The organism is Actinomadura sp. 3N407 (assembly GCF_052245875.1).
Taxonomy (GTDB): domain Bacteria; phylum Actinomycetota; class Actinomycetes; order Streptosporangiales; family Streptosporangiaceae; genus Spirillospora.
In genome coordinates this window covers 76262-102435 of sequence record NZ_JBQQBP010000010.1, presented here as the reverse complement: position 1 = coordinate 102435, position 26174 = coordinate 76262, and the positions used below count along the sequence as shown (strand labels likewise).

Below are 26174 nucleotides of genomic sequence, written 5' to 3'. Positions count from 1 at the left end.
GTGCGATCGCTGCATCGCTCCGGCTCGCCTTGCGGCTCGGTGCGCGATCAGGTTTCTCGCGCCGCTCGAAACCTGCCTTCGGACGCGATCGCGACGGTTTTGGTGGGTGCGTGGTTGCGGCGGTGGCTGATGTGGGTGCGTCCGTAGCGATCTACACCTCCCAGAAGATCTTGCGGTGAGCTTTCACATTCGCAGCGTGACTGTATGGTCACTCTGCGAAGATGGCGGACGGTCCGGATCGCCGTCACCATTCGGGGGGCAGCATGCCCGCACGCACCGTCTCCGTCGCCTTGCTCCTCGCGTCCAGCCTGCTCACGGGGGCGCTGAGCGCGGGATGCTCGGGTGACACCTCGTCCGCCGACCCGGCGAAGCCGGCGGGGACGCCTCCGCTGAGCAAGGAACAGGCCCAGGGGGTACTGGCGTCCTACACCGACGCGGCGAACCGGGCGGGCCGGCGCTTCGACCGGAGGGCGCTGCGCGCGATCGAGACCGACCCGCAGCTGACCATGGACGCCGCGGCCCTCAAGCTCCGGCGTGCCGTCAAGCAGCCACAGCCGAAGCTGCAGTTCACGGACACGGCGTTCTACATCCCGCGGCTGACCGGCTATCCGCACTGGTTCGCCGTCGGCGCCGTCACCGGCCAGGGCAAGCAGGCGGTGAGGCACGCGATGCTGTTCACGCGGGCCAAGGCGGGGGCGCCGTGGCTGCTGGCCGCCGATCCCCATCCGGCGGACGCCGCGCTGAGCCGGGTGGCGCTCGACCCGGACGGCTTCGCCGCCCCGGTCGGCCCGGAGGTCAAGGGTCTCGCCGTCGCGCCCGGGAAGCTGCCCGCGACGCACGCGGCGCTGCTGACCGAAGGGCCCGGCGCGGCGGGCGCGTCCGTCCTGGCGGACGGCCCGCGGACCAGCGAGACGTACAAGGCGCTGAAGCAGGGCGAGAAGACCCTGGCGGGACGGGGTGTGACGCTGTCGTCCAGGTTCTCCGCCACCCCGTACACGGTTCACGCACTGCGCACCAAGGATCGCGGGGCTCTGGTCTGGTATGTCCTGAAGCAGAACGAGGCGTACTCCGCGTCCCGGCGGGGCAGGCTGGCTGTGAGCGGTGACCTCGTCGGGCTCGCCCCGGCGAGGTCCGCCAGAACGCGGATGGACACGACCGTCCTCGTGCAGTACCTGGCCACCGTTCCGCCGGAGGGCCGCGCCACCGTCAACGGCATGTACCGCAAGGCCGTGGGCGTCCGGTGACCTGACCGCACAGCCGCACGGCTTCTGATCTCCGTCGGGTGCCGGGCGATCCCGCTCTTCTGACCGCTGCAGCAGGACCGCCCCGGCATCCGACGGGTTGTATTGCCTTCCCTGGCGTGGACTGCGGTGCGATCGCTGCATCGCTCCGGCTCGCCTTGTGGCTCGCTGCGCGATCAGGTTCTCGCGCCGCTCGAAACCTGCCTTCGGACGCGATCGGGATGGTTCTGGTGGTTGCGGTGGTGGCTGAGGTGGGTGCGTCTACACTGACCCGGGCAAGCCCGACATGACAGACATTTCATCCACCGAGGTGGGTCGTGCGCCGTGCCCCCCACGCGGCCCTGGCCGCGCTCGCCATCGCGCTCTCCGGGAGCACCTGCTCCGGTGGCGACGGCACGGACGCCGGGGCCGACGCGAACGAACCGTCCGGCAAACCCGCGATCACGGCGGAGGAGTCCCGCAGGGTCCTCAAGGACTGGGCGGACCGGCACAACAAGGCCATCACCTCCGGTGACGAGCGGCTCTGGCGCGACACCGTGACGGGAGCGCTGGAGGCCCCCGTGACCGCCCGCGTCCGCACCTACGGCAAGCTCCCGAAGTCGGCGGAGATCTCCCTGGCGAACCCGGTGTTCTACGTCCCCCGCCAGGACGACCACCCCAAGTGGTTCGGCATCGCCGCGCTGGAGCGGTCGGGCGGCACGGAGCAGCAGGTCCTCGGCGTCTTCGTCAAGACGGACGCGAAGACCCGCTGGCGCGCGGCGCACTGGTTGACGTTCCAGGGACGGCCTCCGCAGCTCGCCTACGACCGGCAGGGGTACGCGATACCGGCGCCCGACCGCGGTCTGCCCGCCGCGCACGCGAACTACCTGGAGAACGGCGACCAGGGCGCCCTGGTGCCCGACGACTACTCGTCGAACGCCCGCACCCGGGAGCAGGGAGACTGGACCGCAACGCCCGGGACGATCACACCCGGCCCCGGCCCGTCCTACGCGCTGCGCACCGAGGACGGCGGCGCGCTGGTCTGGTACGCGCTGAAGCAGGAGAAGACCCTCGGCGGCGGCACCGAGTCCACCCTTCCTGGTGAGGTCCGCGACTACCTGACGAAGAACGACGACGACCCGGGCGAGACGCTGCGCACAACCTGGCAGTGGCTCATCATCGGCTACGCCCCCGTATCCGGCAAGGGCCGTGTCCTGGGCGAGTCCGTCTCCCTCGTTTCCGCCCGTTGAGGCACCGGGTCCGGACACCGCGACACCAGCCACCGCCGCGACCACGCAGCAAGCCCAACCGTCGCGATCGCGTCCGAAGGCGGGTTTCGAGCCTGCGAGAAACCTGATCGCGCAGCGAGCCGCCAAGGCGAGCCGGAGCGATGCAGCGATCGCACGCAGTGCCCGCCGAAGAGCGCCCTCCAGGGCGCTCCTTCGGCGGGCACTGCAGTAGACACACACCCCTAGCCGGTGGGCAGGGAGCTGGCGGTCACCAGCGTGCGGATGGCGCCCAGGGCCACCGACAAGGTGGCCAGGTCGAAGCTGTCGCTCTCCCAGATCTCGCTGAGCGTCTGCTGGGCGCGCTGGACGGCGGGTTTGTTCTTGTCCGCCCAGTGGACCAAGCGCTCTTCGGGGTTCAAGCCGGGCTCGCTGGTGACCAGGACGTCCTGGGTGAGCGCCGCGTGCGCCGTGTAGAGGTCGTCGCGGAGTGCGGAGCGCGCCATCGAACGCCACTTGTCGTCGCGTGGCAGCGCGATGATGCGTTCGCGCATCCGGGACAGCTGCAGCCGGTCGGCGAGGTCGAAGTAGACCTCGGCGACCTCCTCCACCGGGCGGCCCGTGTCGTGGGCGATGCCCACCAGGTCGAACGTGGAGAACGCGGGGACGAACGTCGCGCACTGCTCGGCCAGATCGGCGGGGACGCCCAGTTCGGCGAAGCCGTCGCGGCGCTGCTCGAACGCGGCGAGGTCCAGCCCGACCAGCAGCTTCGACAGGTGGGTGCGCAGCGTGGCCGCGCCGCCGCCGAAGAAGTCGATGGTCTCGCGGATGTCGAACGGGGGCCGCCGGTTGTGCAGCAGCCAGCGGGCGCCGCGTTCGGTGAGCTTGCGCGCCTCCAGCAGCATCGCGATCTGCGTGGACTGCGCGACCTGCTCCGAGAGGCCCTCCACCGACTGCCAGAACCGCGGCATCCCGAACACGTCGCGGGCGACCAGGTAGGCGCGGGCGATGTCCGACGACGACGCGCCGGTCTCCTCGTTCATCCGGAACACGAACGTGGAGCCGCTGGCGTTGACCAGGTCGTTCACCACGGCGGTCGTGATGATCTCGCGGCGCAGCGGGTGCCGGTCCATGTAGTGCGTGAACCGGTCGCGCAGCGGCGTCGGGAAGTAGTCGACCAGCCAGGACTCCAGGTACGGGTCGTCGGCCAGGTCGGAGGCGACGAGCTCGTGGTCGAGGGCGAGCTTGGCGTAGGCCAGCATGACGGCGAACTCGGGGCTGGTGAGCCCGAGCCCGGACTGCCGCCGCTCGGCGAGCGCCTTGTCGTCCGGAAGGAACTCCAGGCGGCGCAGGAGCCGGCCTTCCCGTTCGAGCTTGCGCAGGTAGCGGGCGTGGATGTGCAGCATCGCGGGAGCCTGCGCGCGGGACGCGGCGAGCACCACGTTCTGCGCGTAGTTGTCGCGCAGGACGAGCCGTCCGACCTCGTCGGTCATCTCGTACAGCAGGCCCTCGCGCTGCTTGCCGGTCAGCTCCCCGTCCCGCACCACCTGATCGAGGAGGATCTTGATGTTGACCTCGTGGTCGGAGGTGTCGACGCCGGCGGAGTTGTCGATGAAGTCGGTGTTGATCAGGCCGCCTGTTCTCGCCCCCGTGGCCGCGCCCCGCCGCCCCCCTTCGCGGGCGAACTCGATGCGGCCGAGCTGCGTCACGCCGAGGTTGCCGCCCTCGCCGACCACCCGGCAGCGCAGGTCGGCGCCGTTGACGCGGACGGGGTCGTTGGCCTTGTCGCCGACGTCGGCGTGGTTCTCCGCGGACGACTTGACGTAGGTGCCGATGCCGCCGTTCCACAGCAGGTCGACCGGCGCCTTGAGGACGGCCTTGATCAGCTCGTACGGGGTGAGGGCCTTCACGCCGTCGTCGATGCCGAGGGCCTTGCTGATCTGCGGGGTCACCGCGATCGACTTGACGGTGCGGGGGTACACGCCGCCGCCCTTGGAGATCAGCGACGTGTCGTAGTCGGCCCAGCTGCTGCGCTGCAGCTCGAACAGGCGGCGGCGTTCGGCGAACGACGTCGCGGCGTCCGGTTCGGGGTCGACGAAGATGTGCCGGTGGTCGAACGCCGCGACGAGCCGGGTGTGCTCGGACAGCAGCATCCCGTTGCCGAACACGTCCCCGGACATGTCGCCGATGCCGACGGCGGTGAAGTCCTCGTTCTGTATGTCCTTGCCGAGGGAGCGGAAGTGGTACTTCACCGACTCCCAGCCGCCGCGGGCGGTGATGCCCATCGCCTTGTGGTCGTAGCCGACGGAGCCGCCGGACGCGAACGCGTCACCGAGCCAGAAGCCGTACTCCGCGGCGACCCCGTTGGCGATGTCGGAGAACGTCGCGGTGCCCTTGTCGGCGGCGACCACCATGTAGGTGTCGTCGCCGTCGTGGCGGACGACGTTCGGCGGCGGGACGACCTTGCCGTCCACGAGGTTGTCGGTCAGGTCGAGCAGGCCGCAGATGAAGTCCTTGTAGCAGGCGATGCCGGCCTTCTGCCACGCCTCCCGGTCCACGGACGGGTCGGGGAGCTGCTTGCCGACGAAGCCGCCCTTCGCGCCCGCCGGGACGATCACGGTGTTCTTCACCGCCTGCGCCTTGACCAGGCCGAGGATCTCGGTGCGGAAGTCCTCGCGCCGGTCGGACCAGCGCAGCCCGCCGCGCGCCACCGACCCGAACCGCAGGTGCACGCCCTCGACCTTCGGCGAGTACACGAAGATCTCGTAGGTCGGCCGGGGCTCCGGCAGGTCCGGGATGGCCTGCGGGTCGAACTTCATCGCCAGGTACGGCTTGGCCTGGTAGTGGTTGGTGCGCAGGGTCGCCTGGACGAGCGCCAGGTAGGCGCGCAGGATGCGGTCCTCGTCGAGGCTGGCGACGTCGTCGAGCTTGCCCTGGATCTCCTCGGTGATGCCGGCGCTGCGCTCGTCCTCGCCGCCCGCGATCGTCGGGGCGAGGCGGCTCTCCCACAGCCGGACGATCAGCCGGGTGATGGACGCGTTCCGCAGCAGGACCTGCTCGATGTAGCGCTTGGAGAACGTGGTGCCGGTCTGCCGCAGGTACAGGGCGTACGCGCGCAGGATCATCGCCTGCCACCAGTGGAGGCCGACGTGCAGGACGAGGGCGTTGAAGCCGTCGTTCTCGATCTCGCCGTCCCACAGGCGGGTGAACGCCTCCTGGAACAGGCCCTTGATGGAGTCCTCGGGGACGTCGGAGGGCGGCACGTACCGCAGCCCCAGGTCGTAGATCCAGAACCGCTGCCCGTCGGAGGTGTTGATCTCGTACGGACGCTCGTCGATCAGCTCGACGCCCATGTTGTGCAGCAGCGGCAGGATCCGCGACAGCGAGATCGGCTCGCCCAGCCGGTAGATCTTCATCCGGCGTTCGCCCGGCTCGGCGCTGTACGGCTCGTACAGGTTGATGGAGGTGTCGTCGGCGTCGCCGCTGAGCTCCTCCAGCCGGCGCAGGTCGGCCACCGCCGTGCGGGCCGGGAAGTCGGCCTTGTACGCCTCGGGGAACGCGTCCCCGAACCGGCGGCCGAGCGTTCCGGAACGTTCCTCGCCGCACTGCTCGACGATCGCGTCGCCGAGGTCGTCGCCCCAGGAGCGGGTGGCGGCGGCGAGCCGGGACTCCAGGTCCGCGACGTCCACGTCGGGCAGCGGACGGCCGCGCTCACCGCGGACCACGACGTGCAGCCGCGCCAGCATCGACTCGGTGACGTTCGCGCTGTAGTCGACGCTGACGCCCTCGAACGCCTCCTTCAGCAGCTGCTGGATGCGCAGCCGGACCTTGGTGGTGTACCGGTCGCGCGGCAGGTACACCATGCAGGACATGTAGCGGCCGTACAGGTCCTTGCGCAGGAACAGCTTCAGCTGGCGGCGCTCACGCAGCCGCAGCACGCCGAGCGCGATCGGCAGCAGGTCGTCGACGGAGATCTGGAAGAGCTCGTCGCGCGGGTAGCTCTCCAGTATCTCGACGAGGTCCTGGCCGTCGTAGCTGTCGGCGGTGAACCCGGCGAGTTCCAGTACCTCTTCCAGCTTGCGCTTCAGGACGGGGATGTGCGCGATCGAGGCGCTGTAGGCGACGTGGGTGAACAGGCCGAGGAACCGCCGCTCGCCGATGACGGCGCCGGACGCGTCGAACTTCTTCACCCCGATGTAGTCCAGGTACAGGGGGCGGTGGACTGTGGAACGCGAGTTCGCCTTGGTGAGCACCAGCAGATGCTTCTCGGTCGCCTTCTCGCGCACCTCGGGCGGCAGCGCGGCGAAGCTGTCGGACTCGCGCTTGTCGCTGCGCAGGAGGCCGAAGCCGGTGCCCGGCTCGGGACGCAGCGCGGTTCCGTCCTCGGTCAGCGTGTAGTCGCGGTAGCCGAGGAACGTGAAGTGGCCGTCCGCCAGCCAGTCGAGCAGCTCGACGCCCTCGGCGATCTCCTTGTCCGCCAGCGGCGGCGCGGTCTCCCGGATCGCGGCGGCGATCTCCCCGGCCCGGGCCCGCATCTTCGGCTCGTCCTCGACGGCGACCCGCACGTCCTGCAGGACGCGCAGCAGGTCGCGCTCGAGGTCCTCCAGGACGGACCGGTCGCTGGTGCGGTCCACCTCGATGTGGATCCACGACTCGTCGACGTCGGTGTCGCTTTCGAGCTTGCCGCGGAACGCCTTCAGATGGCCCGCGACGTCGCGGTCCACGCCCAGCAGCGGGTGGACGATCAGGTGGGTGGCCAGCTGGTGCCGGGTGAGCTCCATGGTCACCGAGTCGACCAGGAACGGCATGTCGTCGGTGACGACCTGCACGATCGTGTGCCCCGGATCCCAGCCGTACTCCTCCAGCGACGGCGTGAAGACGCGGACCTTCGCGCGCCCCTGCGGCCGTTCCTCGCCGAGCGTGCGGTGCGCCAGCGCGGGACCGCAGACGTCGGCCGGATCCCGGTCGGCCAGGTCCTCCCGGGCGACGTGCCGGTAGTAGAGCCGGAGGTAGGCGAAGGACTCCTCCACGTCTCCGCCGCGCGCCCCCGGGCGCCCCGCGCACGTCTCCGCGGCCCGCCGGAGCAGGTCGTCCTTCGCTGGATCGAGCATGCCGCCCATCAACAACTCCCCTAGAGACCCTTCGCCACCTCGTTGTGGCGCCGCTCACGCGCCAGCGTAGCCAGGAATCGTCGCAAAGCCGACCTGCCCGGCCGCAAGGTCAACGTGGCCTTTCCCACCCTGCCAGCCCGTACGGCACCGCCCGGGGGGATCGCCGAACCCGGTGCGGCGGCGTCCCACGACACGCGCGGCGATGGCCGGAACGCCGTCGCGGCGCCGGTTCCGATCGTCTCAGGAGGCGTCAGGGGTTGGTGCCCCCGCCGGATCCGCCGCCGCCGTCACCGGGCGGCGGGTCCTCCGGATCGGTCGGCGGTTCCTCCGGATCGGTGGGTTCGTCCGGCGGCGGCGAGTCCGTCGGCGTCGTCGTCGGCCCGGTCGGCGTTTCGCTCGGTGTGGGGGTGGCGGACGGCGACGGGCTCTCCGTCGGCGTCTCGCTCCCCGGCGGCGGGGTGTAGGAGGGGGTGACCGGTTGCTTCTCGACGGGTTCCTCGCTCGTCATCGGCGGCGAGGTGCTCGGCGCCGACGACGACGCGGGCGGGGCGCTCGGGTCGCTGACCTTCTGCCCCGCCTTGCCCCTGTCGCCGGAGCTGAGGACCAGGACGGAGGAGACCACCACGATCGCCACGAACAGCGCGGCGGCCCCGGCGAGCACGGCCGGGCGGCTCGAACCGGCGAGGCTCCGCCGCAGGCCGCCTCCGCCTCCGCCGCCGGCGAGGTCGCCGGGCTGGGTGTTGCCGGCGGCCCATTCCGCGGGCGTCGGGAGAGGTCCGGCCGCGAACCCCTTCGGGTCGGTGTCGTGCGGGCCGGGGACGTCGCGTCCGTCGCCGCCCCGGCCGTCCGCCGCCGCGCCGTGGAAGGCGGCCGGCGCCGCGGGGTCCCCGAACTCGGGCTCGTCCTCGAAGGCCGGCTCGTCCTCGAAGGCCGGGTCGTCGCCGAAGGCCGGCTCGTCCTCGAAGACGGGGTCGTCGCCGAACACCGGGTCCGGTTCGAACACCTCGTCGTCGCCGAGTTCCGCGGCCCGGACGGAACCGGCGGCGAGCATGGCGGTCGCGTCGGTGCCGCCGGACGCGGGCGCGGCTGCGGGCGCACCGGCCGACGCGGGGGACGCCTCCTCGTGACCGAGCAGCCGCATCAGGACCTGCCGCGCGCCCGGCCGGTCCGCGGGGTCCTTCTCCAGGCAGTCGAGCACCAGTTCGCGCAGCGGCCCGCGGAGGTCGCCGAGGTCGGGCTCCTCGTGCAGGATCCGGTTGATCACGGCGGGGATGGTGTCCTGGCCGAACGGGGGCTCCCCCGTCGCCGCGAACACCAGCGTGGCCGCCCAGCAGAACACGTCCGACGGCGTCCCGACCTCGTCGCCGCCGATCTGCTCGGGCGACATGTAGGACGGGGTGCCGATCACCCGGCTTGTGAGGGTGGTGCCGCCGCTGATCGCCCGTGCCACGCCGAAGTCGATGACCCGCGGGCCGTCCGGGCCGATCAGCACGTTGTGCGGCTTGAAGTCACGGTGGACGATCTTCGCCTGGTGGATCGCCGACAGCGCCGTCGCGGTGCCGACGGCGAGCCGGTCCAGCGCCGCGCCGCCGAGCGGGCCGTCCCCCAGCACGTGCTGGTTCAGCGACGGGCCGCGGACGTACTCGCTGACGATGTAGGGCCGCTCGCCGGTGGCGTCCGCGTCGATCACCTGGGCCGTGCAGAACGGCGCGACCTGCTTGGCGACCTCCAGCTCCCGCAGGAACCGGGAGCGGGCCTTGTCGTCGGACGTCAGCTCCGCGTGCAGCAGCTTGATCGCGACCTGCCGGCCGTCCTCGTCGGTGCCCAGGAACACGGTTCCCTGGCCGCCCTCGCCGACCCGGCCGATCAGGGCGTACGGACCGAGCCGATCCGGGTCACCGGACCGCAGCGCCCCTACCTCCATGCGTCGAACCGTCCCTCTCTTGATCGACGGGCCCTGCCATGGGTCCAGATCACCCTCCGACAGTGTGACGCCCGAGACCCAAGGGAAGTTCACCCGGTCATGCGCTAATACGGCGTGATCTGACCCACCGCTTCCGTTCGGACACGTTTGGCCGGGGGACCAACCCTAATGCCGTCACATACCCCAGCGGTATAGCCGGCCAACGTGTCACACAAGCGAGACTGAACGCCATGACAATGCTCGACGGCCGCCGCGTCTACACCCGCGCCGAACTCATGGACGCGCACGGGCTGGGACGCAGCACGCTGGAGAAGTGGTTCCGCGAGCGCGCGTCCAACGGCCACCCCGAACCGGCCGGGACGGTCGGCTCCCAGCTCGCCTGGGACGCCGAAGCCTGGGACCGCTGGTACGCCGCCCGCCGCTCCGGAGACGTCCCGCCCGGCCTGGTCACCCGCGACCAGCTGGCCGCCCGCCACAACGTGAGCCGCCACCGCCTCAAACAGCTCTGGGCCGACCGTGCGTCCAACGGCCACCCCGACGCCGCGCACCGCTCGGGCAAGGCCCTCTACTGGGACGAGGCCGCCTGGACGGCCTGGTTCACCGCGTACGAGGAACGTCCGCCCGGCGAAGACCCGGACGACCTCGTCACCCTGGCCGACGCCGCCCGCATCCTGGGCCTGGCGCAGACGAGCGTCACCGTCTACCCCAAGCGCCCACCCGCCGGCTGGCCCGAACCGGCACGGGTCGAACCCCTCGGCGGCGGCAAGGTCCGCCGCCTGTACCGCCGCCGCGACATCCTCGCCTACGCCGCCAGGTCTAGGGGGTGAAGTGGGTGAGGACCTCCGGGTTGGCCATGGAGTCCCGGTTGGCGGCCTTGTCGACCGGGGTGCCCTGGAGGATCTTGCGGACGGGGACCTCCAGCTTCTTGCCCGACAGGGTCCGGGGGATGCCGGGGACGGCGTGGATCTCGTCCGGGACGTGCCGGGGCGACAGCGATGAGCGGATCCGGCGTTTGAGGCTGCCGAGCAGGTCGTCGGTGAGGGTCGCGCCTTCGGCGAGCTGGACGTACAGGAGCAGGCGGCCCTCCTGGCCGAGGCGGCCGGTGTCGATGACGAGGCTGTCGGTGATCTCCTCGAACGCCTCGACGACGCGGTAGAAGTCGGACGTGCCCATGCGGACGCCGCCGCGGTTCAGCGTGGAGTCGGAACGGCCGTAGATGACGCAGCCGCCGTCCGGGAGGATCTTGACCCAGTCGCCGTGCCGCCACACGCCCGGGTACATGTCGAAGTACGACTCGCGGTAGCGCTCGCCGCCCTCGTCGTTCCAGAAGTGGACCGGCATGGACGGCATGGGCTCGGTGATGACCAGTTCGCCGACCTCGTCCACCACGGGTTCGCCGTCGTCGCCGAACGCCTCGACCTTGGCGCCGAGGCCGCGGCACTGGATGACGCCGGCGCGCAGCGGCAGCAGCGGCGACGGGCCGACGAAACCGGTGCACAGGTCGGTGCCTCCGGAGAACGAGCCGAGCAGGAGGTCCCTGCCGACGGCGTCGTACACCCAGGCGAAGCCTTCGGGCGGGAGCGGGGAACCGGTGGAGCCTATGCCGCGCAGGCCCGACAGGTCGTGTTCCTCACCGGGGCGGCGGCCTTCCTTGGCGGAGGCCGTGATGTAGGGCGCGCCGACGCCCATGTAGGTGACGCCGTTGTCGGCGACGAGCGTCCACAGGTCGAGGGGGGCGCCGTCGTACATGACGACGGTGGACCCCACCAGCAGGCCGCCGATGAGGTAGTTCCACATCATCCAGCCGGTGGTGGTGAACCAGAAGAAGACGTCCTCCGGGCCGAGGTCCTGGTGGAACGACAGCGCCTTGAGGTGTTCGAGGACGACGCCGCCGTGGCCGTGGACGATCGGTTTGGGCAGGCCGGTGGTTCCGGACGAGTAGACGACCCACAGGGGATGGTCGAACGGGACGTCCTCGAACTCCGGGGTGTCGCAGTCGGGGCGGGGCAGCTCGCCGTAGTGCAGGCCCACCCGCAGGCCGTCCGGGGTCGCGGCCGGGTCGAGGTAGGGGATCAGGACGGTGGCGGCCAGGCTCGGCAGCGCGGCCTCGATCTCGGCGACGATCTCACGCCGGTCGAACCGCTTGCCGTTGTAGGCGTAGCCGTCCACGGCGATCAGGACCTTCGGTTCGATCTGCGCGAACCGGTCGATCACCGAGGAGGAGCCGAAGTCCGGGGAGCACGACGACCAGACCGCGCCCAGCGACGCCGTGGCGAGGAAGCAGATCAGCGCCTCGGGAATGTTCGGGATGTAGGCGGCGACCCGGTCCCCCTTGCCCACGCCCAGGTCGGCCAGGCCCGCGCGGACCTCCGCGACGTGCATGGCCAGCTCCCGGTAGGACAGCATGCGATGCCCGCCCGCCTCCGAACGGAAGATCACCGCGGTCTCGTCCGGGGTCTCCGCCGCGCGGCGCAGCGCGTTCGCCGCGTAGTTGAGGGTCGCGCCGGGGAACCACGTCAGCCCGTCCACCGGCATGGGCCCGCCCGTCCGCACGGGGCCGTCACCGCGCTCGCCGACGACCTCGAAGTACGACCAGATCGCGTCCCAGAACGCGTCGACCTCCGTGACGGACCAGCGCCACAGGTCGTCGTAGGTCTCCGCGAGGACGCCCCGGTCCCACAGCCAGTGGACGAAGTGGGTCACCCGCGCGTTCGCGACGACCTCCTCCGACGGCTCCCACAGCGTCGAACCCTCAGAAACCTCACGGGTCATCTCTCTCCCTCCCCGCCGCGCCACGGGCGCGGCCATCCCAATATCGGTCCCGCCGCGCCGACCGCGCAACTTCCCCGATCCGCATGCCGATACCCCTCGGCGCCGCGTCCCATCGCAGGTCACAGACCTGAATCCGGGCAATCCCGAATCCTCACACACCATCGCGCCGGATCATCCGCCACCCCCACATAGCCGAGCGGTCCGCTGGTCATCCACAGGCGCGCGTTCGGCGACCGGATGCCCGGTGGGCCCGCGACACTTTTCACGGAAGCTCGGTCACGCGAAAGGGGGTCAGGCGGATGACGGTGGGTCAGATGCGGGTGAGGTCGGCGACGGCGCTGACGACCGCGTTGGTGTCGGAGAGGGTGGCCAGGACCCGATCGGCGCCGGCGGCGCGCAGTTCGGCCTCGGTGGCGCTGCCGGTGGCGACGGCGATGATCGGGGAGCCGGCGATGTGGGCGGCCTGGACGTCGCGGGGAGAGTCGGCGATGTAGACGGTGGCGGACTCGGGGTAGCGGGCGCCGTGGCGTTCACCGGCGCGGGTGCGGGCGAGCTCCAGGAGGGCGGCCTTGCTGTAGACGCCGTTCTCGTAGCCGCCGGCGTCGAGGTCGAGGCGGCCGCCGAGGCCCAGCTCGGTCACCTTCAGGTAGGCGTTCGGCTGGAGGGAGCCGGTCAGCACGGACTGGACGACGCCGGGGACGTGGGCGAGCGCCTCGACGGCCTCGCCGGCGCCCGCCAGGACGCGGCCGTGGGCGCGCAGGTCGGCGCGGCGGGTCGCGAACGCCTCGGTGAGCGCGTCGAAGAAGGCGGACAGGTGGTCGTCGGTGGTGACGACGTCGTTGAACGCGAGGGTCTCGAAGATGATCTCCGACTCGGTACGGCCGGGGGTGGGCGCGAGGCGGACGAGGGGCCTGCCGATGGTCCGCTGGAAGGCCTCGGCGTAGGCGTCCCGGGTGACCCGCCCGACGTCGACCAGCGTGTGATCGATGTTCCACAGCACCAGACGGTTCAGCGTCGACATCCCGTTCCCATGCGCGGTCGGTTGAGCGTGGACGGGCGGCGCCCCGGCACCGGCCCGCCCCGCCGAAGCGGCGGCGGGGCGAGCTTATCGTCCGGCCTCCCGGCCACCGACCGCAACCACCCCGCGCACGGGACGACCCCCGTGCGCGCAGCAGCGCGGGTGCCGGGGCCGCGGCGGTGCCGCGCCGCGCTGGTGCCGGGCCGCGCTGGTGCCGGGCCGCGCTGGTGCCGGGCCGCGCTGGTGCCGGGCCGCGCGGGTGCTCGGGACGGTCCGGGTCAGGTGCCCATGTGGGGGTAGCGGTGGTCGGTCGGCGGGACGAACGACTCCTTGATCGAGCGGACGCTCGTCCAGCGGGTGAGGTTGAACACCGAGCCGGCCTTGTCGTTGGTGCCGGACCCGCGGGCGCCGCCGAACGGCTGCTGCCCGACGATCGAACCGGTCGGCTTGTCGTTGATGTAGAAGTTGCCGGCGGCGAACCGGAGCGCGTCGGTGGCGGCGGCGATCGCGGCACGGTCCTCGGCGATGATCGCGCCGGTCAGGCCGTACTCGGACACGCTCTCCATCTGGTGGAGGACGGTGCCGTAGTCGCCGTCGTCGTAGACGTGCACGCCGAGGATCGGCCCGAAGTACTCCTTCGTGAAGATCTCGTCGGTGGGGTCGGACGACTCCAGGACCGTCGGCCGGACGAAGTAGCCCCGCGAGTCGTCCAGCGCGCCGCCGGTGAGGATCTTCATGCCGCCGATGCCGCGGGCCCGCTCGATCGCCGCGCGGTGCTTGGCGAACGCGCGCTCGTCGATGACGGCGCCCATGAACAGCGACAGGTCCTCGGCGACGTTGCCCATCGTGAGGGACTCGGTCTCGGCGCAGAAATCGTCGCGGATCGCGTCCCAGACGGAACGCGGAATGTAGGCGCGGGACGCGGCGGAGCACTTCTGCCCCTGGTACTCGAAGGCGCCGCGGATGAGGGCCGTCTTCAGCAGGGCCGGGTCGGCGGACGGGTGCGCGACGACGAAGTCCTTCCCGCCGGTCTCGCCGACGATCCGCGGGTAGCCCCTGTACCCGGAGATGTTCTCCCCGATCATCCGCCACAGGTTCTGGAAGGTGCCGACCGATCCGGTGAAGTGCAGCCCCGCCAGATCGGGGTGGCGCAGCGCCACGTTCGACACGGCCCGCCCGTCCCCGGTGACGAGGTTGATCACTCCGGGCGGGAGCCCGGCGGCCTCCAGCAGCCGCATCGTGTGGTGCGCGGCGAGCTGCTGGGTCGGGGACGGCTTCCACACCACGACATTGCCCATCAGCGCGGGCGAGGTCGGCAGGTTCCCGGCGATCGCGCTGAAGTTGAACGGGGTGATGGCGAGGACGAAGCCCTCCAGCGGCCGGTACTCCAGCCGGTTCCACACGCCGGGGGGCGACAGCGGCTGGATCCCGTGGATCTGCTCCGCGTAGGCGACGTTGAACCGCAGGAAGTCGATCAGCTCGCAGGCGGCGTCGATCTCGGCCTGCTGCACGGACTTGGACTGCCCGAGGATCGTGGCGGCGTTCACCGTGGAACGCCACGGCCCGGCGAGCAGGTCGGCGGCGCGCAGGAAGATCGCGGCGCGGTCCTCGAACGCCATCGCCCGCCAGGCGGGCGCGGCCTCCCGCGCCGCCGAGATCGCCTCGGCCACGTCCGGTTCGGTGGAGTTGCCCATCCGGCCGAGGATGTGCGCGTGGTTGTGGGGCTCGACGACGTCGATCGGCGTGCCGGCGCCCATCCGCCGCTCGCCCCCGATCGTCATGGTCAGCTCGGTCTGCTCGCCGCCGAGCTCTTTGATCTTGGCTTCGAGTGCGGCCCGTTCGGGGCTGCCCGGTGCGTGGCTCTTGACCGGTTCGTTCCTCGGTACCGGCACGGTGGTGACGGCGTCCATCTGACGGCTCCCTGCGAATCCGACGGCGTTGTCGACTGCCGTGGGACTTACCCGCCCACACTCCGCGAAATACCGCCCCGCACGATTTGCCCGTCAGTCGAGGAGATGCGGGAGTTCCTGGGTGGCGTACCAGAGGAGTTCGTGGCCTTCGGCGCCGTCCACGGTGAACCGGGCGTCGTCGTCGCCGGCGTCGGCGGCGGGCAGGGCGTCGGCCGCGGCGGCGATGTCGGCGGCGGCGCCCGCGTCGTCGACATGGCCGGACGCGATCTTCGTCCACGGGACGGCGGCGGACACCTCGACCAGCGCGCGGTCGGCGCCGACCACATCGGTGCCGACCCATCTGACCTGGCCGTCGGGCACCTCGGCGGCCAGCACGACGCGGCGGCGCGGGGCGGCCGGGGCGGCGGCGAGGAGGCGCAGCGAGGCGCGGGCGGCGGCCGACATCGCCGCGTACTCCAGCTCCTCCAGGTCGCCGCCCGCGTACCACTCGCGCAGCGCGGGCGTGACCGCGTGCGCGGCGAGCGGCGCGGGACCGATCTCCCGGGCGGCGTGGGCGCCGGCGAGGAGCGTGAGCGTGGACGGCAGATAGACGCGCATGACGGTCAGCAAGTCTGCCAGACCGTCACACGGCCGTACCGTCAGGGCAGCAGGTTCAGCTCGCGGAGTTCGGCGATCGTGGTGTCGGGCGCGGTGTGGTGGATGCCGCGGATGCCGAGCCGCTCGGCGGCGCGGATGTTGTGCTCGATGTCGTCGATGAAGACGCATTCGGCGGCGTCCAGGCCGAGCAGGTCCAGGGCGTGCCGGAAGATCCGCTCGTCGGGCTTGCGCATCCCGACCTCGCAGGAGATGACGACGGCGTCGAAGAGGTCGGCGAACAGGTCGTGGGGGTAGTCGTTGCCCCACGAGTTCGACAGCAGCGCGGTGCGGGTGCCGGCGGCGCGGGCCGCGCGGAGCGCGTCGTACATCTGCTGGACGGGGCTGAACGCCCCGAACATGCGGGCGATCAGCCCGGCGGCCTCCACCGGGCCGCCGTCGACGGTGAGCAGCTCGGCGGCCAGGAGCCGCTCGAACTCCGCGACCTCCAGCGAGCCGTCCTCCAGCCCGTGGATGGGGTTGGTCCCGGTGCCGTCGTACGCCTGCTTCACCCAGGCGCGCATCACGTTCTTGTAGTGCCCGACGTCGATGCGGTCGGCGGCGAGCCAGACGTCGATCGCGTCGGCCAGCGGGGACGTCAGGACGCCGCCCCAGTCGGTGATCACGGCTTTGACGGGCACATGTTCTTCATCGGGCACATGTTCTTCGTCGGGCACGGCTTCATCGGGCACGGCCCGATCGTAGGCGATCCCGGGCACAATCCCCGAATCCCGTTCTACCGGCGGACGAACTCCGCATGTCCGTGACCACACGACCGTGCCGCCGATCGCATGATCACGGACCCCCCATCGGCCGGCGTCTCCCTCGCCGGTCCGTCCCTTCCGGTGCGCCGGCGGGGCCCCGCCGCCGCTCACCGGACCGTCCGATCAGGCCGACCTCAGCCGTTGCAGCGCCTCCCGTACGCCGCCGTCGGTCTCCTCCAGCACCACCGTCGCCCGCGCCGCCGGCACCTCGCCGAGCAGCGAGACCAGCGCGACACGGGTGTTCCCCCCCGCCTCCGTCAACGCGTTCTCGCAGGTGCGGGCGTCCATGCCCGTCGCCTCGGTGAGGATGCGCACCAGCCGGGCGCGCAGCTTGGAGTTCAGAGCGTTCACGCTGACCATCAGGTTGGAGTAGGTCCGCCCCATCCTGATCATCAGCGTGGTGGAGAAGGAGTTGAGCACCAGCTTGGTCGCGGTGCCGGCCTTCATCCTCGTGGACCCGCTGATCACCTCGGGCCCGGTGGCGAGGCCTATGTGCACCTCCACCTCGTCCCCGTACGGCGTGTGCGGGTTGCAGCTGATCAGCGCCGTGCGGGCGCCCACCTCGGCGGCGGCGCGCAGCGCCCCCACCACGTAGGGGGTGCGGCCGCTCGCCGCGATGCCGACGGCGACGTCACCGGGCTGGACGTCGTGCGCGTCCCGGCGGCCGAGTTCGACGTCGTCCTCCACATCGGAGATCGCCTGGGACAGCGCGCCGGGCCCACCGGCGTGGTGGGCCACCACGCGGCCCCAGATGCCGAACGTCGGGGGCAGCTCGGCGGCGTCGATCACCGCGAGCCGGCCCGACGTGCCGGCGCCGAAATAGTGGACGCGTCCGCCCCCGCGCAGCGAGTCGACCGACATGTCGACCAGCCGGGCGACCTCGGGCAGGACGGACGCCACGACCATCGGCACGGTCGCGTCCTCGGAGTTGATCAGGCGCAGTACCTCCAGTGTCGGCAGCGTGTCGACGTCGAGGGTCCGGGGGTTGCGTCCCTCCGTGGGGAGCTCGCAATCGATCACCGACGCCTCCGGTCGGGTCGCACGGTCCGCCCGCGGACCGCCTCGAACGTGGCTTCCAGGGCCTTGCGGGTCGGCCCGTAGGTGCGCTGCGCCACTCCGACGAAGACGCAGTCGACCACCGTGAGCTGCGCCAGCCGGCTTGCGGTGGCGCCGGAGCGGAAGGTCGTCTCCCGCGCCGCTGTCGTGAGGATCAGGTCCGCCACCTCCGCTATCGGGGACTTGGGGAAATTGGTGAGCGCCACGGTCTTGGCCCCCCTGCTCTTGGCCACCTCCAGGGCGTCGATGGTCTCCACCGTCGCGCCCGTGTGCGAGATCCCGATCGCCACGTCACCGTTGCCCAGGACCGCGGCGCTGGTGAGCATGATGTGGGCGTCCGCCCATGCCGAGCAGACCCGTCCGATGCGGTGCAGCTTCTGCTGGAAGTCGGCCGCGACGAACGCGCTGGCGCCGACACCGTAGACGTCGACCCGGTCCGCGGCGACGACCGCGTCCACGACCTGTTCGAGCATCTTGATGTCGAGCTGGGCGGCGGTCTCCTCGACGGCCCGGGCATCGGCGAAGGTCACCTTCTCAACGATCTGTTCGAGCGAGTCGTCGGGACTGATGTCGCTGCCGATGACCCGGCCGCCGGTGGCGCTCTGGGCCCGTCCCGCCTCGGTGGCGAGGGTCAGCCGCAGCTCTGGATAACCATGAAACCCGATCGCCCGGCAGAACCTGATGACCGTGGTCTCCGAGGTGCCACAGGTCTGGGCGAGTTCGGTGATGGTGGAGTTGGCGACCCCTTCGGGGTCGTCGATGACGCGCTGTGCGACACGTCGTTCGGCGGGGGGCAGCGAGGGCAGCAGCGAGCGGACCCGGACCACGGTGCTCAGCGGCGTGGCGTCCCTCTCGCCCGGCCGGGCCGGCGCCTCGCCCCGGGACACACCGGGCTCCCCCGTGATCCCCTGTTCGGGGCGCTGCTCAGGGCTCCGCTCGGAGCCGATGGGTTTCCTCATGGAGGAAATTTTCTTACGTGCAGGATGTCACGTCAACGGTAGAAAAGGCTACGGTCGCCATGTGTTGACCCATTTGGCCGGTCCTTACGTGGTCGGTATCGACGCGGGTGGCACGAAGACCCGCTGCGTCGTACTGACGCTCGGGGGTGCCCTGGCCGGTTCCGGCACCGGCCCCGGGGCCAACCCCAACTCCGGAGGCGACACCGCGGGGGCGCTGACCACCGCCCTGCGGGAGGCGCTCGGGGACCTGGACCGCACCCACATCCTCACCGGCGTCTTCGGAATCGCCGGGGCGGGCTCGGCCGGCCGGCCCGCCGCCGTCACGGCGGCGCGGCAGGCATGGCAGGCCGTCGGGCTGCGCGGCTCGCCCGCGGTGGTGACCGATATCGCGGTGGCGTTCGCCGCCGGAACCAGCGAGCCCAAGGGCATCGTGGTGTTCTCCGGCACGGGCGCCGGCGCGGCGGTCATCAACGACGGGACGATCGTGCAGCGCGCGGACGGCTACGGCTGGCTCGTCGGGGACGAGGGTTCGGCGGTGTGGCTGGGGAAGGAGGCCGTGCGGGCGGCGCTCGCCGCCTACGACGGCCGCGGCTCCCCGACGCTGCTCACCGATTCGGTCCCCAGGGCGCTGCTCGGCGCCACCGTGGTCGCGGAGATCGACTCGGACAGGCGAAGACCCCGCCCCCCGAGGGCGCTGGCCATGGCCGGCGCCCCTTCGTCGTCACCGGGCTCCTCCGTCCTGTCCCAGGCCACCGCGCTCTCGTCCGGGGGAGGTTCCCCGGGCGGGGGCGGTGGCCGTGCCTCCTCGAACGGCGCGGGCACGGTCGTGCTGCTTCCCGGCGCCTCCTGTCCACCGCCCGGAAACGGGCCCTACCCCTCGTCCGGCAACGGCACCCCGGGCGCGCACGGGCCGCCCGGCGCGCACGGGCCGCCGGGCCATCCCGGGCCGCCCGGCCATCTGGGGCCGCCGGGACACCCGGTGGTCCCCGGCCCGCCGGGACATCCGGAGGTGCCCGGAACCCCGCCCAACCCCCGGCTCGCCCAAGCGATCATCAAGGAGGTGTACGGCCGTCCTCCCGCGGCCCTGGGCCGGCTCGGCCCGGTGGTCGCCGCCGCCGCGGCCGCCGGCGACCCGGTGGCCCGGCGCATCACCGAAGAGGCCGCGCAGTGGCTGCTCCGCGACGTGGACGCGGTGCGCCCGGCCCTGTCCGACCCCCGCGCACCGGTCGTCATGCACGGCTCGGTGCTGCGCGAGGGGCCCGTCGCCGACGCCGTCCGCACCGGGCTGCGCGACCGCTTCGCCGCGGCACCGCGCTGCGCGGGCGACGGCGCCGTCGGCGCGGCCGGGATGGCGCTGCGCCGTCTCGGCCACCCCCTGCCCGGCTGAGCCGCCCCCGGCCCACCGGACCCGGCCGACCCGCCCGGTCGCCCCGAAGAAGACGGCGTCGAGGCCGTCAGGGTTCATCGCGATGGACCCCACACGATCCGCGAAAACCGCGATCCTGGGGTCCATCGTGATCAAGTTGTTACCACGGTGAAAGCAGAGCCGCCGGAGCGGTCCTGATGGGGCCGGGCCCGGTGGGGCCACCGGTTCGCGCGAGCCGGTCTGGAGATCGGTTCGACAGCGCGGCGGGGAACGCATAACGTCACGACGACCGATGCGACCGAGGAACCGAGACCATGTCGGGGGGCCTGGTCAGGTGCGTGCTTCACCTCCACTCGCGTTCGCGGCGGCGGCGCTGGCCCTGGCGATGGCCGCGGGCTGCGGCGGCGGAGGCGAGAGCGGCAAGGGCGGACGGGCGTCGTCCGCCCCGTCCGGCACGCCCGGTTCGGCGGGCACTCCGGCGCCGGCGCCGGACGCGTGGATCCCCGGCCGGGTCGCGAAGATGAGCGTGGCCGAGAAGGTCGGGCAGCTGTTCGTGCCGACGTTCTCCAGCCGCGCCGACGCCGTCGAGAAGATCAAGAAGTACCACGTCGGCGGGCTGATCTACTTCCCCGGCAACATCAGCACCCCGGAGCGGACGGCCGCGCAGTCGAACGCGCTGCAGAAGGCTTCCGAGATCCCGCTGCTCCTCGGTGTGGACGAGGAGCAGGGCATCGTCTCGCGGACCCCGTTCGTCACCCGGTTCCCCGGGAACATGGCGCTCGGCGCGACCGGGAACCCCGCGGACGCCCGCGCCGCCGCCCAGGTCACCGGCACGGAACTGCGCGCGATCGGCATCAACCTGGACTACGCGCCGGACGCGGACGTGAACGTGAACCCGCGCAACCCGGTGATCGGCCTCCGCTCGTTCGGCGCCGACCCGGCGCTCGTGTCGAAGATGGTGGCCGGGGCCGTCGGCGGCTACCAGGCCGGCGGGATCGCCGCCACCGCCAAGCACTTCCCCGGGCACGGCGACACCGCCACCGACAGCCACACCGGCCTGCCCGTGATCAAGCACTCGCGCGCGGAGTGGGAGCGGCTGGACGCGCCGCCGTTCAAGGCGGCGATCGCGGCGGGCGTCGACATGATCATGACCGCGCACATCGTCGTCCCGAAGCTCGACCGGTCGGGCGACCCGGCCACGCTGTCGAAGACCGTCCTGACCGGGCTGCTGCGCGGCACGCTCGGCTACCAGGGCGTGATCACGACGGACTCGCTGGAGATGGCGGGGGTGCGCGAGAAGTACGGCGACGCGCAGGTACCGGTGCGGGCGATCAACGCGGGCGCCGACCAGCTGCTGATGCCGCCGAGCCTGCCGCGCGCCCACCGGGCGGTGGTGAAGGCCGTCCGGTCCGGGACGATCACGCGGAAGCGGCTGGACGAGTCGGTGACGCGGATCCTCAGGCTCAAGCAGCGGCGCGGCCTGTTCCAGGGGACGGCCGTCGACCCGGCCGAGGCCGGGTCGGTGATCGGCACGTCCGCGCACAAGGCCACCGCCCGGCGGGTCGCCGAGCGCGCGGTCACCCTCGTCCGCGACGACGACGGCCTGCTCCCGCTCAAGGGCAGGAAGGTCGCGGTCACCGGCCCGGAGAGCGGGACGCTCCGTACGGCGCTGCGCCGGCACGGCGTCACCACGACGAGTCCGGGTTCGGCGGACGTCACCGTCCTGACCACGAAGAACGCGGGGCAGGCCACCGCGGCCCGGGTCCGGGCGCTCGGGTCGGGGCCGGTCGTCGTCGCGGCGCTCGGCCTCCCCTACGACCTCGGCGCCGCCGGGGGCGCGGAGGCGATGCTCGCCACGTACTCCTCCAGCGCGGTGTCGGTCGATGCGCTCGGCAAGGTGCTGAGCGGCGCGGCGGACCCGGTGGGCAGGCTCCCGGTCCCGGTGGCCGGCAAGCCCGTCGGTCACGGCCTCGGCCGGGGGTAGCGGCGCGGGCGTCCGATGGGCGCGATGACGATGGACGTGAAGACTCCCCGCCTGGGAGGATCGGCGCGCCTTCATCCTCCCAGGAGGTTTCCGTGCGCGCCCGTCCGTCCCTTGCCGCCCCGTTCCTGCTTCCGGCGCTCCTGCTCCCCGCGCTCGGGGCCTGCGGCGGCGGGGACGAGATCACGATGCCGCCGCTCACTCCCGAACCCGACGACTCCCGGTTCGCGGCGGACATCGGCGCGGTGTCGCCGCAGGAGAGCCTCCCCGCGCGGCTGACGCTCTACAAGTACCTGCGCGCGATCGCCGCGGGGAGCACGGCCGCGTGCACGTACACGTCGGCCGATTTCGACCGCGCCCGGTTCGGCGAACGCGGATGCGAGGCGGGTTTCCGCCGGGCCCGCGCGGGCCTCGGTCCCGGGGACGTCACCGCGCTTCGCCGCGTGACGGTGCCGGCCGCCGAGAAGGGACCGGACGGCTCCTACACCGTCCGGCACGAGGACCTGAAGTGGAGGGGCGGGCCTGCCCGGCTCCAGCCGAAACCGGGCCACCCGCCCCACGCGTTCTTCTTGGACACCTACACGATCCGCGAGTACGAAGGGCGCTGGGTCCTCGACCCCTGAGCCCTTTACCCCTGATCCCTCTGCCCGCCGCCGCGTCACACCCCGAGGTCGGCGAGGGCGGGGAGGTGGTTGCGGGCGGCCTCGCGTGCCTGCCCGGCGGTGCGGGCGGTGCGCGCCGCGGCGGCGGCCTGGCGGCACTCGTCCAGCGTGTGCCGGGCGAGCGCGGCACGCACCAGCGGGAGGGACGGGGCGCTCATCGACAGCGACGTCACACCGAGGCCGACCAGGACGCACGCGAGCGCCGGGTCACCCGCCGCCTCGCCGCAGACACCGCAGGGAACGCCCGCGCCGGCCGCCGGGGCGACCAGGTCGAGGACGGCGGGCTGCCACGGGTCCTGCAGGTGCGCGAGGCCGCCGACCTGGCGGTCCGCCGCGCACGCGTACTGCGTGAGGTCGTTGGTGCCGATGCTGAAGAACTCCGCCTCCGGCGCGAGGTCGTGGGCGCGGAGCGCGGCGGCGGGCACCTCGATCATGACGCCGGGATGCTCGATGCCGGCCTCCCGGCAGGCGGCGGCGAAGTAGGCGGCCTCGGCCGCGTCCGTCACCATCGGGGCCATGACCTGGAGCTTCGTGGTCAGGCCCGCGGCGGCGCGGGCGAGGGCGGCGAGCTGGGCGGCCAGGACGTCGGGGTGCCGGCGCATCATCCGCAGGCCGCGCTCGCCGAGCGCCGGGTTCGGCTCCTCGCCGGGCGCGGGCAGGAACGCGAGGGGCTTGTCGGCGCCCGCGTCGAGCGTCCGGACGACCACGCGGCCCCCGGGGAACGCCTCCAGGACCTTCCGGTACGCCTCCTCCTGCTCCGCGTCGGACGGGGGCGCCGCGCGGTCGAGGAACAGGAACTCGGTGCGGTACAGCCCGACGCCCTCCGCGCCGTTCGCCAGCGCCGCCTCCACGTCCTTCGGGCCGCCGATGTTCGCCAGCAGCGGCACCTCGTGACCGTCCTTGGTGACGCCCGGCCCGGTGGACTCCTCCAGCGCGGACGCGCGGGCGGCCGCCGCGGCGCGGGCCGCGGTGACCTCTTCCTCGGACGGATCGGGACGCACCGTCCCCGCGGCGCCGTCGACGAGCACGCGGGTACCGTCGGCGAGCGAGGTCGCGCCCCGCAGCGCCACCACGGCGGGAACGCCCATCGTCCGGGCCAGGATCGCGGTGTGGCTGGTCGGGCCGCCCTCCTCCGTCACGAACGCGACGACCTGCGCCGGGTCGAGGACGGCGGTGTCGGCGGGGGCGAGGTCACGGGCGACCAGGACGAACGGCTCGTCCGACTCCGGGACGCCGGGCACCGGCAGGCCGAGCAGCCGGGCGATCGCGCGGTCGCGGATGTCGTCCAGGTCGCTGACCCGGGCCGCCATGTACTCGCCCGCCCCGGCGAGCATCTCCCGGTAGAAGCCGAACGCCTCGAACACGGCGCGGGCCGCCGCCGTCCCCTCGTCGATCTTGGCTCGGACACCGTCGGCGAGGCCGGGATCGCGGGCCATCAGCGCCTGCGCGTTCAGCACGTCCCGCCCGGCGGTGTTGCCGGTCTCGGCGGCGCGTCCGCCGCGCTCCTCCAGGTCGGCGGCGACGGCCTCCAGCGCGGCGAGGGCCGTGTCCCGCTCCGCGGCGGCGTCACCGCCGTGCCGGGACCCGGCGGGCGGCTCCGGGACGGCCCCGGCGATGCTCCGTACCGGCCCGGCACCGACACCGGGGCTGACGCCCGCGCCCTGCAATACGTCCGGCACTCTCAGGCCCCCTCGGGCTCCGGCAGGGACAGCAGCTTCTCAAGGCTGTCGAGCAGCTCGTCCGCGCCCGCGCCCTCCGCGGACAGCGTGACCTCCTCGCCATGCCGCGCGTCCAGGCCCAGCACGGCGAGGATGCTCTTGGCGTTCACCGGATCACCGCCGCGCTTGGCCACGGTCACGTCCATCGGGGCCTGGGCCGCGGTCTGCACGAACAGCGCGGCCGGCCGCGCATGCAGCCCGACCCTCGACTCGATCTTGACGTTACGCACGCTCACTGCACACTCCCATCGCTCATGACAACGATTCAGACCTTCACGGCGTTCTCAATCCGCGTACCCGCAGCGCGGGGCCCGGCACGACGTCCACTTCCTTGAAATCGGCCACCACATGGTCGGCCTCGGCCAGTGCCCCGGCCGGCTGCGTGGTGATGACGCCCACGCACGTCATGCCGGCGGACTTGACGGCCGCGACGCCCGCCGGGGCGTCCTCGAACCCGATCGTCTCCTCCGGCGGGACGTCCAGGTCGCGCACCGCGGCCAGATACCCCTCCGGGTGCGGCTTGCCGGTGACGACGTCCCCGGCGGTCACCACGATGTCCAGGAGCCCGCGGATGCCCAGCTCGTCCAGCAGGCCCTCGGCGTACGGGCGCACCCCCGAGGTCACCACCGCCAGCGGCACGCCCGCGTCCGCCAGCGACCGGACGAGTTCGACCGCGCCGGCGACGGGCGCGACCGGCGGCATCCCCGGCGTCGCCCCGTAGGACAGCACCTGCTCGAACAGCTCCTCGACCGTCCGGCCGGGGAACAGATGCGCCAGGTCGCCCAGTACCTCGAGCCCACGGCGCCCCGCGAACGAGGCGATCAGCGCCTCGTCGTACGGGACGCCGTGCGCGTCGAACAGTCGCGACCACATCACGCGGTTGCGCGGCTCGGTGTCGATGAGGGTGCCGTCGAGGTCGAACACCGCCGCACCCAGGCCGATCACCGCCATGCGGCCGGCCCCCCGGTTCCAGCCGTCAGATCCATGCCGTCAACTCCATGTGAACAGCTCGGCGCCTTTGGTCACCTCGCCCGACTCCACCACGTCCGACAGGGCGTCGGCGCCCGCGTCCAGCGCCACGACCGCGCAGATCGGCGAGCGTCCGCCCGCCTCGATGACGGCCGGGTTCCAGCCGACGACCGGCTGCCCGGCGGTGACCTCGTCGCCTTCGGAGACGAGGAGCTCGAAGCCCTCGCCCTTCAGCTTGACGGTGTCGATGCCGAGATGGACGAGCACGCCGTGGCCTTCCTCGTCCACCACGACGTAGGCGTGCGGATGCAGCTTGACGATCTTCCCGGTGACGGGCGCGATGGCGTGGCCGGATTCGCGTTCGGGGTCGACGGCCGTGCCCGGGCCGACCATGGCCTGCGCGAACACCGGGTCGGGGACGCCGGCCAGGCCGACGACCCGGCCGGTCACCGGTGACATTACTCGGGTCATTGGAGGGGCTCCTCGTATCGGTCGAGGACGAGTCGGTCGGGGACGGGGGTCAGTCGAGGATGTCCTCGATGTCGCTGGCGATGGTGTCGGCCTCGGGTCCCACGATGACCTGCACGACGGTGCCGCTGCGCATGACGCCGAACGCGCCCGCCTTCTTCAGCGCCGCCTCGTCGACCTTGCCGGAGTCGGAGACCTCGGTGCGCAGCCGGGTGGCGCACGGCTCGATCTCGACGATGTTGTCGGCGCCGCCCAGGGCGGCGATGATGGCCTCGGCCTTGTCCATGTTCTTCTCCTAGTCGGGGTGGGTGGGCCCGGCCCGGCGGGCCGCGAACGGATCGGGCTTCAAGTGAACACTTTTCATCCTCGGTGATCTGCAGAAGGTGGCGGTCTCCGTCAAGGGCCGGATGAAAAATC

At 72.3% G+C, this 26174-nt stretch carries 20 protein-coding genes; 6 read left to right on the top strand and 14 right to left on the bottom strand.

Features of this window, described 5'->3' with window-relative positions; translation table 11 throughout:
- Positions 1 to 263 precede the first annotated feature (263 nt).
- Both ACTWPP_RS24990 and ACTWPP_RS24985 read left to right on the top strand, forming a co-directional pair.
- Complete coding sequence (locus ACTWPP_RS24990; RefSeq protein WP_443106776.1) at positions 264 to 1244, top strand: hypothetical protein; 981 nt, start codon at positions 264 to 266, stop codon at positions 1242 to 1244.
- A gap of 314 nt (positions 1245 to 1558) precedes the next feature.
- Positions 1559 to 2470: a hypothetical protein gene (locus tag ACTWPP_RS24985; RefSeq protein ID WP_443106775.1), complete on the top strand. Its 912-nt coding sequence runs from the start codon at positions 1559 to 1561 to the stop codon at positions 2468 to 2470.
- A 221-nt stretch (positions 2471 to 2691) separates the two neighbouring features.
- Here ACTWPP_RS24985 and ACTWPP_RS24980 read toward each other — a convergent pair whose 3' ends face one another.
- Positions 2692 to 7566 carry an NAD-glutamate dehydrogenase gene (locus tag ACTWPP_RS24980; protein WP_443106774.1) on the bottom strand — a complete coding sequence of 1625 codons (4875 nt, stop codon included), beginning with the start codon at positions 7564 to 7566 and terminating at the stop codon, positions 2692 to 2694.
- 241 nt (positions 7567 to 7807) lie between these two features.
- On the bottom strand, positions 7808 to 9481 hold the full coding sequence (locus ACTWPP_RS24975) for a serine/threonine-protein kinase (RefSeq protein ID WP_443106773.1): 1674 nt from the start codon (positions 9479 to 9481) through the stop codon (positions 7808 to 7810).
- A gap of 230 nt (positions 9482 to 9711) precedes the next feature.
- On the opposite strand from ACTWPP_RS24975, the gene ACTWPP_RS24970 reads away from it, so the two are divergent.
- Positions 9712 to 10308 carry a hypothetical protein gene (locus tag ACTWPP_RS24970; protein WP_443106772.1) on the top strand — a complete coding sequence of 199 codons (597 nt, stop codon included), beginning with the start codon at positions 9712 to 9714 and terminating at the stop codon, positions 10306 to 10308.
- Here ACTWPP_RS24970 and ACTWPP_RS24965 read toward each other — a convergent pair.
- The 7 genes from ACTWPP_RS24965 to ACTWPP_RS24935 form a co-directional block, all read right to left on the bottom strand.
- Positions 10298 to 12253, bottom strand: a complete 1956-nt coding sequence (locus tag ACTWPP_RS24965; protein ID WP_443106771.1) for an acetoacetate--CoA ligase — start codon at positions 12251 to 12253, stop codon at positions 10298 to 10300. The genes ACTWPP_RS24970 and ACTWPP_RS24965 overlap by 11 nt on opposite strands.
- 310 nt (positions 12254 to 12563) lie before the next feature.
- On the bottom strand, positions 12564 to 13274 hold the full coding sequence (locus ACTWPP_RS24960) for an HAD family hydrolase (protein WP_443106770.1): 711 nt from the start codon (positions 13272 to 13274) through the stop codon (positions 12564 to 12566).
- A 275-nt stretch (positions 13275 to 13549) separates the two neighbouring features.
- A complete protein-coding gene (pruA, locus tag ACTWPP_RS24955; RefSeq protein WP_443106769.1) occupies positions 13550 to 15181 on the bottom strand; it encodes an L-glutamate gamma-semialdehyde dehydrogenase in 1632 nt (543 codons plus the stop codon).
- 93 nt (positions 15182 to 15274) lie between these two features.
- Positions 15275 to 15778 (bottom strand): DUF6912 family protein, encoded by a 504-nt coding sequence (locus ACTWPP_RS24950; protein WP_443106768.1) that lies wholly within the window; start codon positions 15776 to 15778, stop codon positions 15275 to 15277.
- A 41-nt stretch (positions 15779 to 15819) separates the two neighbouring features.
- Positions 15820 to 16473, bottom strand: coding sequence for an HAD family hydrolase (locus tag ACTWPP_RS24945; protein WP_443106994.1), 654 nt, complete (start codon positions 16471 to 16473; stop codon positions 15820 to 15822).
- Between the two features lie 228 nt (positions 16474 to 16701).
- Positions 16702 to 17598, bottom strand: coding sequence for an N-acetylmuramic acid 6-phosphate etherase (locus ACTWPP_RS24940; RefSeq protein ID WP_443106767.1), 897 nt, complete (start codon positions 17596 to 17598; stop codon positions 16702 to 16704).
- Positions 17595 to 18593, bottom strand: a complete 999-nt coding sequence (locus ACTWPP_RS24935) for a MurR/RpiR family transcriptional regulator (RefSeq protein WP_443106766.1) — start codon at positions 18591 to 18593, stop codon at positions 17595 to 17597. The genes ACTWPP_RS24940 and ACTWPP_RS24935 overlap by 4 nt, the downstream gene beginning before the upstream one ends.
- A gap of 61 nt (positions 18594 to 18654) precedes the next feature.
- On the opposite strand from ACTWPP_RS24935, the gene ACTWPP_RS24930 reads away from it, so the two are divergent.
- The 3 genes from ACTWPP_RS24930 to ACTWPP_RS24920 all read left to right on the top strand — a co-directional run bounded on the left by ACTWPP_RS24930 (position 18655) and on the right by ACTWPP_RS24920 (position 22563).
- Positions 18655 to 19980: an N-acetylglucosamine kinase gene (locus tag ACTWPP_RS24930; protein ID WP_443106765.1), complete on the top strand. Its 1326-nt coding sequence runs from the start codon at positions 18655 to 18657 to the stop codon at positions 19978 to 19980.
- Positions 19981 to 20293: 313 nt separating this feature from the next.
- Positions 20294 to 21943 (top strand): glycoside hydrolase family 3 protein, encoded by a 1650-nt coding sequence (locus ACTWPP_RS24925; protein ID WP_443106764.1) that lies wholly within the window; start codon positions 20294 to 20296, stop codon positions 21941 to 21943.
- A gap of 92 nt (positions 21944 to 22035) precedes the next feature.
- Complete coding sequence (locus ACTWPP_RS24920) at positions 22036 to 22563, top strand: hypothetical protein (RefSeq protein ID WP_443106763.1); 528 nt, start codon at positions 22036 to 22038, stop codon at positions 22561 to 22563.
- A 35-nt stretch (positions 22564 to 22598) separates the two neighbouring features.
- On the opposite strand, the gene ptsP is transcribed toward ACTWPP_RS24920, so the two are convergent.
- The 5 genes from ptsP to ACTWPP_RS24895 are packed head-to-tail and all read right to left on the bottom strand — an operon-like array spanning position 22599 to position 26043.
- The gene (gene ptsP, locus ACTWPP_RS24915) at positions 22599 to 24287 is read right to left on the bottom strand and encodes a phosphoenolpyruvate--protein phosphotransferase (protein WP_443106993.1); all 1689 of its coding nucleotides are present in this window, start codon (positions 24285 to 24287) and stop codon (positions 22599 to 22601) included.
- Entirely contained in the window at positions 24284 to 24556 is a 273-nt protein-coding gene (locus ACTWPP_RS24910; RefSeq protein WP_443106762.1) for an HPr family phosphocarrier protein, read from the bottom strand. Before ACTWPP_RS24910 ends, ptsP begins: the two co-directional genes overlap by 4 nt.
- Before the next feature lie 37 nt (positions 24557 to 24593).
- Positions 24594 to 25271 (bottom strand): HAD family hydrolase, encoded by a 678-nt coding sequence (locus ACTWPP_RS24905; protein ID WP_443106761.1) that lies wholly within the window; start codon positions 25269 to 25271, stop codon positions 24594 to 24596.
- 39 nt (positions 25272 to 25310) lie between these two features.
- Positions 25311 to 25760 carry a PTS sugar transporter subunit IIA gene (locus ACTWPP_RS24900; RefSeq protein WP_443106760.1) on the bottom strand — a complete coding sequence of 150 codons (450 nt, stop codon included), beginning with the start codon at positions 25758 to 25760 and terminating at the stop codon, positions 25311 to 25313.
- Between the two features lie 49 nt (positions 25761 to 25809).
- Entirely contained in the window at positions 25810 to 26043 is a 234-nt protein-coding gene (locus ACTWPP_RS24895; RefSeq protein WP_443106759.1) for a glucose PTS transporter subunit EIIB, read from the bottom strand.
- Positions 26044 to 26174 lie beyond the last annotated feature (131 nt).

Excerpts from the sequence above, each read along its gene's own strand:
- ACTWPP_RS24935 (WP_443106766.1), bottom strand. The coding sequence starts at position 18,593 with ATGAGGAAACCCATCGGCTCCGAGCGGAGCCCTGAGCAGCGCCCCGAA.
- ACTWPP_RS24960 (WP_443106770.1), bottom strand. The coding sequence starts at position 13,274 with ATGTCGACGCTGAACCGTCTGGTGCTGTGGAACATCGATCACACGCTG.
- ACTWPP_RS24895 (WP_443106759.1), bottom strand. The coding sequence starts at position 26,043 with ATGGACAAGGCCGAGGCCATCATCGCCGCCCTGGGCGGCGCCGACAAC.
- ACTWPP_RS24900 (WP_443106760.1), bottom strand. The coding sequence starts at position 25,760 with ATGACCCGAGTAATGTCACCGGTGACCGGCCGGGTCGTCGGCCTGGCC.
- ACTWPP_RS24980 (WP_443106774.1), bottom strand. The coding sequence starts at position 7,566 with ATGGGCGGCATGCTCGATCCAGCGAAGGACGACCTGCTCCGGCGGGCC.
- ACTWPP_RS24990 (WP_443106776.1), top strand. The coding sequence starts at position 264 with ATGCCCGCACGCACCGTCTCCGTCGCCTTGCTCCTCGCGTCCAGCCTG.
- ACTWPP_RS24975 (WP_443106773.1), bottom strand. The coding sequence starts at position 9,481 with ATGGAGGTAGGGGCGCTGCGGTCCGGTGACCCGGATCGGCTCGGTCCG.
- pruA (WP_443106769.1), bottom strand. The coding sequence starts at position 15,181 with ATGGACGCCGTCACCACCGTGCCGGTACCGAGGAACGAACCGGTCAAG.
- ACTWPP_RS24965 (WP_443106771.1), bottom strand. The coding sequence starts at position 12,253 with ATGACCCGTGAGGTTTCTGAGGGTTCGACGCTGTGGGAGCCGTCGGAG.
- ACTWPP_RS24905 (WP_443106761.1), bottom strand. The coding sequence starts at position 25,271 with ATGGCGGTGATCGGCCTGGGTGCGGCGGTGTTCGACCTCGACGGCACC.
- ACTWPP_RS24950 (WP_443106768.1), bottom strand. The coding sequence starts at position 15,778 with ATGCGCGTCTATCTGCCGTCCACGCTCACGCTCCTCGCCGGCGCCCAC.
- ACTWPP_RS24970 (WP_443106772.1), top strand. The coding sequence starts at position 9,712 with ATGACAATGCTCGACGGCCGCCGCGTCTACACCCGCGCCGAACTCATG.